The following is a 9743-nucleotide window of genomic DNA, read 5'->3' as shown; positions in this document are numbered from 1 at the left end:
TCACCTCGATCAGCGTAAAACCACGCTGCGTCCGCTGGTGGTTCATTGATCCGTCCTCAAGCCGGGGATTTCCCGCCATTGCAAGCGGGGCGCAGTGCTGGTGCACAGAACAGCGTCAACGCTGCGCCCGGTGACCCTTTTTGCGCGTTGATCGGGCCCGCAGATGGGGGCATCTTCCTTGGTGCAACCAGTGCTCACGCAAGTGCAGCCGGGATCTCCGGCCGTACAAGCCTTGGTAGTGGTTTTGAAAGGTTTTTTGGTTCGATCCGCGACCACACGCACCTTTTGATCGCTAATGTCCTTGGCTGCGACCAGCACCTTGAGATTGGACACCGTGATACTTCCCTGAATATTGCGTTCAGCCCGGCCAGAAATCGGATCCACGGTATAGAACGATGATTCGGGGGTTGAAGAACAGTCACTGCTGGCAGCCCCTTTCGGACGAACCGTCACAAAGGTCATGACCCCCGCGTCCAGAGAAGGGTCTGACAGAACCGCCTCCGCAGAGCCTGGCAAATCCATATACCATCCATCGTGGGTAGACCAATTCAGAGTGGTATCGGAAGTGATGGTCACTACGCCATCAGCGTTTCGGGTGTACTTTCGGGCCGCCAAGGTTTTGATCCCGATGGGCCGAGCGCGTCCCTGCGGGGTTCCCAGGCCGGGCCGATCCCAAATACCATAAACCCGCTGCACCACACCAGTCCTGGGAAAATCTCCGGTTTCAAATGCATTGCCGGTGGCAAAATTAACCATGAGTCCGCCCTTTCCCATAAACAAAAGTTGTGGCGCCGTGCTGATCGGCAAAGGTGTCACGTTGCCGGCAGTGTCGACATAGGTGGCAGTGTACAAGGGTTGCGCGGTGGTTCCCGTTTTAAATGCAGAACCCCATTTGGCTGGACTGCTGTCTGCGAGATTGAATTTCCAGATATTGCCTTTCATATCACCTGCATAGGCGACATCCGCTGTGCCATTGCCGTCAACATCTTCCCAGCGCGGCGCTGACAGTCCATTGTTGGAGCCGGCATCCACCACAATTTTCTCGTAGCGCCCCGTCCATTTATCTCCGGTGGGGCCATCCATATAAAGAACAAACAACACCGCTTTGCCCGTTTTGGACTTATTGCCATTGCCAAGAAGCAGGGCATAGTTTCCATTATTCATTTTGGCAACCGGCAGTGCCTGGCTGGACGCAGGATGAATCGACACGTCACCGGTAATATATCCCAGGTCCTCATCATCATCCGAGGTGAATTGCCACTTGAATACCGTGGAAGCATTGGCCTCCGTCAAATTGACAACCTCCGTGGCATCCAAGGCAAAAATACCCTTGCCGCCACGCCCCAAGGTGCCAAAGACATAGGTTTTCCAATCGGTCCCCACTTTGACGTCAGCAGAAAAAGGACTCCCGTCCACATAGGGCCAGACCGTGCCCGCAGGTTTTTTTTCATTGCCTGTGACAAAATTATTTCCACCCAATTTTGTTCGCGCACCAGTGCCCCGCTGCAGCGGTATCTCCGCCAGTCGATTGGCCAATGCGCCTGGCACATAGGCAAAAACCTCAGCGCCTGTATCCGCATTGAACGCGTGCAGCATCCCGTCGTTTGCGGCCACCCAAAGCAGTTTGATGCGAGTTTTATGGTCTCCGAAAAACTTAGTATACCCATCTGACCCAATACCAGCCAGGGTAGAACCGGGACTGCCCTGGACCCAGGGCGCTCCATTCACTATCGGACCGAGAAAACCGCTAGCACGTTGGCGCAGACCGCTGATACCCTCATTTGTTTTATCTCCACGCATATAATCCAGCACCATCTCCGCATTCGCTTCCGACAATTTATTGGTACTGTCTTTCGACATCTGTGTTTTATACGCCGTAGGCAAAGATGCCCAGCGGAACTTCACGCCTGCAGCCGAACCATTTCCATTGTTGGTAATAATGGATCTATTTTTTCCTGAATCAATACTGACACGGATCTTGAGCAAATCCCCCGCCTCCCAAGCGATCAATGTACTGAACTCACCTTCAGAATCAACCTTATAGGCATCCACAGTACCTGACACGGTAGTGCTGTCAAATTTCACCACATATTTATAGTCATTCCCTGTCAATTGCGCTGATGCAACGGCAGGGGCAGCACTCGAAGTTTTGGCGACTACATTCAGCGCCTTGTGCAACTGCGCTTCAAGTAACTCCGGGCGACGCGCAAGAAAATAACCATCCGGAATACCATCCGAGCCACTGTTTCCATCTGCTTTGATACTGTCCCAGTCCAACTGGGTGGAAGGCATGTCCACGGTACTGTAGGTTCCATCGGCATTTCTGACACTGGACTTGAACGATCCATATTTTCCGGCGTACCAGAGTGGCTCCTTGATCAGGGCATTCGCTTCACCAACCATGTGGAATGTTTCGTCGTGCAAATAATCCATGTCCTTTACTGCACAATAATTATATTGTTGGGTAACAAAACACACGGTATCAGCGTAACTTACGGTAGCGCCTGTGCTGTCGACGAGCGTCTTGGCTCGGTAAGTGCTATCGCCACACAGATACTGAGATATTGGTGGCATATTGGGCAGTATCCCTGATCCCCATCCCCAATTCCCACGCCCGTGTTGGTGGGTCAGGTATCGACCATTGGCGCTGGTGTGGCTACCATCCCGTTTCTGAACTCCGACGATGCTGAAACCATGCGTTCCCGAAAGACCACCGCATACGTTGGGAATATCTGTCCGGACCCTGATGTCCCAACCAGAAGGTGAACTCTGGTTTCTGATCAAGTCATACCGGATAAAGCCTGTGATATCCATATCGTAGTCAGCAGCCAAAAATGTGTCGTTCCAAGTCACGATGAATGCACCATAGAGCGGACCGGAACTGATTGAAACAAAGGTCAAGGGAGAATTTGGCTCGCCGCCTTCTTGAACACTTTCAGGCGTGATGGATACATATTTTTTCGGAATGGCAGGAGCGAGGGGAGCGAGGGGGATAGGAACAGGAAGGTCAGCAGGGACAGGAACATCGATGCGCGGTGCTCCACCCGAGAGGGAAGCTGCCATCGTCCTGACCTTCAACGCATTTTCGACTTCGGCCAGATCCGCCGGAGGGGTGGTCAATATGCGAACCGGCTTGGTGTTACCATAGAGCGCAACCCCCGCAACATGGTAGGACCCCTTCATGGCTGGAGCCTCTGGGCAAATACCCCTGACATCTGAGAGCTTATTCACCTGCTTGGCAGAACACGACCTGTCATCATTGCCGGGCACGGAGCCTACGGAGCGGGAAGTTCCAGTGATGCCTTCCGCATCACCTATTTTATTGACAAAGGAATCCAGACCGGCTGCAGAATTGGGCAAAGTAGCGAATGGTGTATTCGCGTTTTCATCATAGCTTATGGTGCTGGAAGAGATCGCCAAAATATTCAAAGGGCGGCAAACTGCATTGCCATATTTTTCCCGCCGCTCTTTTGAATCGACGAATGGATCACTCCATGCGGGAAGCGGCATTCCAACACTGCTGTCATTGGGGTTGGTAGTTCTGGATGGACTGGTGGATGGCCCGGTATGGGCATAGTATTGCAATGCCTGGGCCAGTATTTCGCCAACAGGATTGAGCCAGGCAGCATCGCTGGTGAAGTTATGGTATGCACGGCTATAAAGGAGCATGGAGTCGAACGCCTTGATCGCGCCAACACCTGTCGCTCGACCATCAGGCAAGGTCGTGGCACATTTAGAATTCGGGTTATGGCAAAAAATACCGGTTTCGCGGTTAATTTCATCCTCCATATCACCCATGTTTTTCCGCAGCGCTCCTGCTGCACCGACTACCCGTCGATTATTGCTAAGATAGTTTTCATGGTAATTGTCATAACTGCCCGTGATCAGCCCGAACTCTGCCCGGGCCGCTTCTCCAAGGGCTCTGGGGTAGCCAAATTCCTGAAGCAATCCAAAGGGTTTGAAATTGCTCGTCGAATTAGATGGAAACGCTTGGCAACGCTCTTCACCTAAAAGGGCAGGATCACATACCTTGACCCGAACTTTCAGCTCAGGCCCTATGCCGGAATATACAGCGCCATCCACAGCCTGTGACGGGATTTCTGTTTCATGCCGGACCTCCCCATTCCCCGTCTGACCGCTGAAGTAGAACCGTGCAAGTTTAGGACCAAAAGAAGCTCCTGCATACTGATAATTCTCACGCCACCGACATTCCTCCCATTCTACGGTAGACCAAAATCGTACATTTCCCTTGACCAAACGCATGACGGGGGGTAATCTTTGAGCAGCTGCGTTGGGGGCCTCATCCGAAACACCGGTTATACAAATACTCAAACCTGCGTACTTTCCAGCGTTTTGTCCGCCTGCCTTTTTAAGGTCATCCACCTTGAACGGTGTGTAATCCCCAATATCATCTCCCCTGTAGTATTTGACAAATGAATGCGCATCCCAAACCAAGCTGGTTCCCACCAAGACCGTGGAGCCGATGGTATCTACGTCACGGTACCCACCATACAACATTTTGCGAACAATATCCAACCGGGTCATTGTCACCCAATTAAGAAAATTGCCACTCCAATAGGATTTTTTTGGCTCGCAACTGTATTTGGTCGAAGTCACCGTGCCGACAGTTGTGGTGGTTTGGGTGGCCATGGCGCTTGGATTGAATTGTCCGGCTGCCTTGTCATAAGAATAGCATTTTATCGAATCAAAATATCCATAATACTCAAAAGTCGGCTTGAAGGTGGTATCAATAATGCCATCATCATCAAGATCTTCAAAATCGGTATAAATGGGACCAAAAAGCAGATGGTCTTTGGATGCCGTCAACATCAGCATGGGTATGTTGGCCGTACTGACGATGTTGGGCGGTATTATATTGCGCGGTGCAGAGACATCCACGGGCGCTGCCGACAGATTCACCGTGCTGAGCAGCGCGGCAAGCAGCAAACTTGATTTCATATAGTCAGATATCTTCATGGCATGCTCCTGACACTTTCGACCATCATGGAAAAAACACTGCCTGCAGAACCACCTGGGTTCTCTGCGAATAACCGAAACCCCGGGCCGTGACCCGATACATGGTGGACCACTGGTTGGCTTTCTCGTTCGTCGAAGTCACACGGGTTTCCTCAAAGTTCATTCGTATCTGTTTGCGTCTGAATACTTCGATCAGGTATTCCGGCTGTTTGGCCACGCCGGGGATGGGAGGAACGCCAGTATATGTTCCCAAAGGAACACCTCCCGTGAACGAGGAACACTGGGAGGGAGCCGCAGGGTCTCGACTTGGTTTTTTATCCGCATCATCATTCCACTTCCCCCCTTTGCTCTTTGGCCACCAAGGCTCCGCATTGGTCGCCTTCTCCCAATTGCTTTTCGCATAATCGGCGTCAGCCATAAAACAAAGACCCTGCTTGCAATTCGCATCGAAATCATTGGGGTTCAGGCCATTGGTATTGGTCGGGGATGCATAGCGCTGGCACAATGCTTTGTCCATCTGGACCCCCAATGCTGCATTGTCTATGTCCCGCTCAGCGTCCCGCAGGGCTGATTCTGCTGCCTGCCTGGCGGCTTCCTGGTCCATCTGATTGCGCGCCATACCTTCTGCAAGCATTGATTGCCGGGCCGTCCAGACGCTGATTCCGGTGATCGCAACCAGAAATAGCAATACGACCACCAGTGCCACGCCATGCGCTCGCTGTTTTGCCGTCATATGCATTTCTTGTTTGCCTCGCAACTTCGTATTCTAATAATACTGCTTCATGTTATTGCGCAGGCCAAACACTTCAATATGTCGGGTGATGGTGTCTCCAGAGGGTTGCTCTTGTGCCGTGTCGTTGCAATCGCGGTATTTGCGCAGAGCACCTGCCTTGTCTGCAATGCGCGTATTGCCCCCCAGGGTGCGCGTCAGCAGACAAACGCGCACAGCCGTCACCCGCAGCCAAGGGGGGACGGCCACGCCATTGAGCGTCAGGGAGCCCAGGGCACTGACTTCTTTCGCCGTGTAGAATCGCGATGGGGTCACGGTAGTTGCGCTGTCGTAAACACCATAGGTAAATTGGAGATCTTCCAGACCCTCAATGATGGCCTGGTACGTCTCTGCATCAGCTGCTTTTCCATGGGGGCTTTTCCCATTCCCGCTACAGACAAGGCTTTTGGTCTTGATCTCTTGCTGGTCGACCGCGATCTTGGTCGCCTTCAACGTAAATCGATTCGATACAAAAACAGGCAGTTGTGGGGGGATGTTTTCAAGCGTCTGCGTTGGCGGAGTGCCGTTGGAGTTTTTCTTACGCTCGTCGTTGTGCGGGTCTCCTCCTCCCGCCGTCTCTGGAGCCACATCGCTGCCAGTGCAATCCAGGCGTCGCCCGGTACTGGTTCCCATGTTTTTGGTATCGCTGGTGAAATAGTTGATGACCAGGGTGTCTGCATCGGCATTCACGGTAGCGGGGCAGGTGCTGGTGGCCACGTCGAATACTCCACCGTCGCAGCCATAAATACCCGACTGGAATGCTGCAGGAGGCCAGCCGGTCGCGGGATCCTGCCAGTCCGTAGTCGCTCGTGGATCAGATGGCAGCGGGGGGTAGGTGTCGTACATGCCCGCTTGGGCGGAGTCTGGAGGAATCGACACCGATGCGGCAGGATAAAACCCGGCATTCATGATTTCACGCCCCAGCATCTGCATTACGAATGCACCGGTTTCGCGGCTGCTGGAAGTTCTGTCGATGGCACGCTGTGATTCGCGCGTTGCCAGATAAACATAAGCGGCAGCAACCACGATCACCAGGCTGATGCTCATCGCCACCATCAGTTCGACGATGGTCAGGCCCTGTTGGCGTCGAGCGCATGGGAGCATGCGCGTCACGGAATAAAAGAGAAGCGGGCACAGCGAACCCCGACCGGAACAGCGGCAGCCGCCGGGCAGCAAGTTTGCTGGGCCATTCCCTTGTCCGTCGCCGCGACGCAGGTATGTGCGGCGGCCAGAACCAGCACGCCACTCGCCGGCCCCAGTTGCTCCTTGTCAAACCACATCATCGTGACCGTCAACCCGTTCCTTCTATCCCCCGTGATCTGGGCCGCACCCTGCGGCATGCTCTCGCGAACCCGCTGGCGCCAGACGAGCAAATCAAAAGTGGCACGCTCCGAGGCAGTACACACTGTCGTTTCACAGTTCTTCGTCACGACCAGCGTGGCTGACTGCTGGGTCTTCCAGTCGTCATCGATCACGTACGCTGACGCGCTGCTCACCCCTGCGGCGGCAAAACTGGTCCCTGCAACATCCGGATTGATCCGGATCCGTTCCGACAAGTCGGAAAGCAGGGTCGATGTGGACAAACGTGCCCATGTGTTTATCTTGTATTTGGAACTGGCCGCCTGAAGCCCGGCAATACCCAGCAAACCGATGGACATGACAAGGACCGCCACCATCATTTCAATCAAGGTCACACCGTGTGCGAACAACGGTCCGGCTTTGGATATCGCATGCAGATGGTTCATATGATTCCATTATTTATAATTTGCACATGTTTTATCTGGAGGCAGCGTGCGGGTACGCCCCAGGCCATCCATACAAATGTTGAACGCATATTTTTTTGTCAGTTCATCGCTGGCATCTTTATAAATCATGTTGAATTGATCCAAATCGGCCACACCGGGTGCTCCACGGGCATTGAAAGTCATTTTCTTCTTGCTCGCCTGTGCCTGCAATTTGTAATATGCTCCGCTTGCCTGGTGAACCAGCAGCATGTTGATGTCATCTTTTGGCGCCGTGGCACCGCTGTCGCAGCTGGGGTTGAGAAAGGCAATCCAACCCACCTCCCAATCCGCCCCCGTCGCCGTGCATTGCGGAGCGGCGTCGCCCGCGCTGCTGCTCATGCACAGGGTGACGCATGTGTTGCGATTGACCGCCTCGTTGCGGGCTTTCAGAACACTGCTTTTGAATTCGTTGCCGAGATTGGTCAGCTTGCTGCGCACGATGAAATCACGCACCGAGGGGGCCGCCAAGCTGCCCAGGGTGACGGCCAGGGCGAGTGTCACCAATAACTCGATCAGCGTGAAGCCCTGCGGCACGCTGCACGGGTGGTGGTCAGATGACTTTGTCATATGCGAATATCTCCAGGCGCAGCCGCCCGTTTGTCTACCCGGATGCCGTCATTCCCAAGGGTTGCTGGAGCCCAAAGCAGCAAATTTCGTCCGACGAGTCCCTGCGCATCGCCTGAATGGGTGTTCACGGGGATATCCATCTTCGAAGATCAATGTGTGCCATACCGCCCGGCTACTATCTCACTGCGCCCCCAGGTCTTGCGGATTTATTGCAACAGCGTGTGGGGATTTGTTGCCATAAACAATTTGCAATGCCCCCAATTAATCGGTGACCTGGACCGATTATCGATACGGCCATGCCGCGATGGACGGCACCGGGGACGCTCATGGCGCGGGGCAATGGCGCACCCCATTGGCCGGGCCTGCGGTCTTTTTCAGACTGCCAGAGCCACTGGGGGGTTTTAAAGGCGGTGTGCTCCGGGCCGCACCGGTTTTTTTCGCGTTGCAGAGAGGCTGAACGCTTACATTCGGCTCAGGCCAGCAGGCGGGACGACTTGGGCACGTGGGCCATCAGAAACTCCATCTGGTCGGCCAGGATGCGCCGGTTGCGTAAGATGAAGTCTTCCCACAGGCTGGGCACGTAGGGCGCGTACAGTAGCGGCATATGCGCCTGCTCGGGCGTGCGCGGCCCCTTGCGGTGGTTGCAGGGGCGGCAGGCCGTGACCACGTTCATCCAGTGGTCCTGCCCGTTGCGCGCAAAGGGCACGATGTGCTCGCGCGTCAGGTTCTCTTCGTGGAAATGCCCGCCGCAGTAGGCGCAGACGTTGCGGTCGCGCACGAAGAGCTTGCCGTTCGTCAGGCCGGGCTTGAGGTTGAAGGGGTTGATCGTGGGAACGCCCTTGGTGCCGATGATGCTGTTCACGTCGATCACCGATTGCTCGCCCGTGACGGCGTTGTAGCCGCCGCGAAAGCGCGTGATCTGGCCGCCCGATTCCCAGCGCACCTCGCCCGCGGCGTAGTGAATCACCGCCTGTTCAAGCGAGATCCACGACTGGGGCAGTCCCTGGGCTGACAGCTTCAAGACCTTCAAAACACGCCTCCTGAAACATGGGGGATACGAGGATCCGGGATACGGATACCGTGCGGGCGGTCGCAGGACCGCCCGTCGGTCACAATATACCTTGTTTTCATGACGAATCGGCGTCCCGTGCTTGGTGCACTTGCGCATGCTGCTATCAAAAATATAACGAACCGATGAAGATCTTTCGTGGATTCCAGCATCCGGGGATCGCCCCTGCGTGCGCGCTGACGATCGGCAACTTCGATGGCGTGCACCGGGGCCACCAGGCGCTGCTGGCGCTGCTCAACAGCGAGGCCGCGCACCGGGGCGTGGAGAGCTGCGTGCTCAGCTTCGAGCCGCATCCGCGCGATTACTTTGCAGGCGCGCACAACCGGCCCGAGCTGGCGCCTGCGCGCATTGGCACGCTGCGCGACAAATTGACCGAACTGGCGCGCTGCGGCGTGCGCCAGACCGTGGTGCTGCCCTTTGGCGCGCGGCTTGCGGCCCAGTCGCCCGAGGGATTCATCGACGAGGTGCTGCTCCAGGGCCTGCGCGCGCAGTACGTGCTGGTGGGCGACGACTTTCGCTTCGGCTGCCAGCGCGCGGGGGACTACGCCATGCTGGATGCGGCCGCACAGGCGCGGGG

At 55.2% G+C, this 9743-nt stretch carries 6 protein-coding genes and 1 pseudogene; 1 reads left to right on the top strand and 6 read right to left on the bottom strand.

What is annotated here, in order from left to right; genetic code table 11:
* Positions 1–42 precede the first annotated feature (42 nt).
* The 6 genes from VTU_RS25620 to VTU_RS0104015 all read right to left on the bottom strand — a co-directional run bounded on the left by VTU_RS25620 (position 43) and on the right by VTU_RS0104015 (position 9127).
* Positions 43–4977, bottom strand: coding sequence for a pilus assembly protein (locus VTU_RS25620; RefSeq protein ID WP_050809435.1), 4935 nt, complete (start codon positions 4975–4977; stop codon positions 43–45).
* A gap of 25 nt (positions 4978–5002) precedes the next feature.
* Entirely contained in the window at positions 5003–5710 is a 708-nt protein-coding gene (locus VTU_RS25615; protein WP_236610627.1) for a pilus assembly PilX family protein, read from the bottom strand.
* 33 nt (positions 5711–5743) lie between these two features.
* Positions 5744–6850, bottom strand: coding sequence for a PilW family protein (locus tag VTU_RS0104030; RefSeq protein ID WP_029554089.1), 1107 nt, complete (start codon positions 6848–6850; stop codon positions 5744–5746).
* 5 nt (positions 6851–6855) lie between these two features.
* Positions 6856–7491, bottom strand: a complete 636-nt coding sequence (pilV, locus tag VTU_RS0104025; protein ID WP_010101038.1) for a type IV pilus modification protein PilV — start codon at positions 7489–7491, stop codon at positions 6856–6858.
* A 9-nt stretch (positions 7492–7500) separates the two neighbouring features.
* Positions 7501–8064, bottom strand: a complete 564-nt coding sequence (locus VTU_RS0104020) for a GspH/FimT family pseudopilin (RefSeq protein WP_236610626.1) — start codon at positions 8062–8064, stop codon at positions 7501–7503.
* Between the two features lie 505 nt (positions 8065–8569).
* Positions 8570–9127, bottom strand: coding sequence for an HNH endonuclease (locus tag VTU_RS0104015; protein WP_010101034.1), 558 nt, complete (start codon positions 9125–9127; stop codon positions 8570–8572).
* A gap of 164 nt (positions 9128–9291) precedes the next feature.
* On the opposite strand from VTU_RS0104015, the pseudogene VTU_RS0104010 reads away from it, so the two are divergent.
* Positions 9292–9743 (top strand): annotated as a pseudogene (locus VTU_RS0104010) (bifunctional riboflavin kinase/FAD synthetase); the annotation flags it as partial.

Source organism: Verminephrobacter aporrectodeae subsp. tuberculatae At4 (assembly GCF_000193225.1).
GTDB lineage: Bacteria > Pseudomonadota > Gammaproteobacteria > Burkholderiales > Burkholderiaceae_C > Acidovorax > Acidovorax aporrectodeae.
The sequence above is the reverse complement of the archived record's forward strand: the minus strand, read 5'-3'. Positions and strand labels throughout refer to the sequence as shown.